This window comes from Pseudophaeobacter profundi (assembly GCF_029697505.1).
Classification (GTDB): domain Bacteria; phylum Pseudomonadota; class Alphaproteobacteria; order Rhodobacterales; family Rhodobacteraceae; genus Pseudophaeobacter; species Pseudophaeobacter profundi.
Genome location: NZ_JARJEF010000034.1, coordinates 1 through 1,185, shown reverse-complemented (window position 1 = coordinate 1,185; position 1,185 = coordinate 1). Strand labels below are relative to the sequence as shown.

Below are 1,185 nucleotides of genomic sequence, written 5' to 3'. Positions count from 1 at the left end.
TGACCTGAGCCCCAAGTTTCCTCCACCTAGCGGAGAGTCCTTGGGGTTGGTTTGATGGCCCTACGCGGCCAGTTTGTCCATCGTTCTTTTCTCAGCAAATTCTCTGGGCGTCAGGTTTCCGAGCGCCGAATGTGGTCTGTGGGTGTTGTAGTCCTCCTGCCATTCTTCCAGTGTTGATCTGGCTTCTGCCAGCGAGCCGAAGAGCGTTTCGTTCAAACACTCATCTCGAAGCTTGCCGTTGAAGCTTTCAACGAAGGCGTTTTGGGTTGGTTTTCCCGGCGCGATGTAATGCCAGTCGATCCCGTTGTCCTGAACCCACCGCAGGATGGCCATGCTGGTGAACTCGGTGCCGTTATCGGAAACGATTGTTCCCGGCGCCCCGCGTTCGGAAATGACCCGGTCCAATTCCCTTGTGACCCGCAAGCCCGACAGCGATGTGTCAGCCACAAGAGCCAGGTTCTCGCGAGTGTGGTCATCCACCACGGTCAAGATGCGAAAGCGGCGGCCATCCGTCAGCGCGTCAGATACGAAGTCGAGAGACCACCTTTGGTTCGGCCCATCCGGCACGACCATCGGTCTTCTGCTGCCCAGAGCCCGCTTCCGACCGCCCCTGCGCCGCACTTGCAGCTTCTCTTCACGATAGATCCGCCGGAACTTCTTGTGGTTCACCTGCCAGCCCTGCCGTTCGACCATCACCTGCAGCCGCCGGTAACCAAACCGGCGGCGCTCCTTGGCCACAGTCTTGATGGCATCGCGCAGATCAGCATCATCGTCTCGACGCGACTGATAGCGCACCGTTGACCGATCCACATCCAGAGCAGAACACGCCCGACGCTGGCTCACCTGATGAACCGCCATCAGATGCGCCACCACCTTCCGCTTAGCATCGGGCGTCACCACTTTTTTGAGTTCACATCCCGAAGCATCGCATTGTCGAGCATCTGCTCGGCCAGCAGCTTCTTCAGCTTCGAGTTCTCGGCTTCCAGTGCCCGCAGCTTCTTGGCATCCGACGGTTCCATCCCGCCATACTTACTCTTGTATTTGTAGAAGGTGCCTTGGCTGATCCCATAGCGCCTGCAAACGTCAGCCGTCTTCTCGCCAGCTTCCTGCTCCTTGATCATTTGGATGATCTGTTCGTCCGTGAATCTCGTCTTCATTTGTCCGTCCTTCGGTTGGGCGGACTCT

At 57.9% G+C, this 1,185-nt stretch carries 1 pseudogene; it reads right to left on the bottom strand.

Annotated elements, in window-relative coordinates:
- Positions 1 to 26 precede the first annotated feature (26 nt).
- Positions 27 to 1,157 (bottom strand): annotated as a pseudogene (locus P2081_RS20160) (IS3 family transposase).
- Between the last annotated feature and the right edge of the window lie 28 nt (positions 1,158 to 1,185).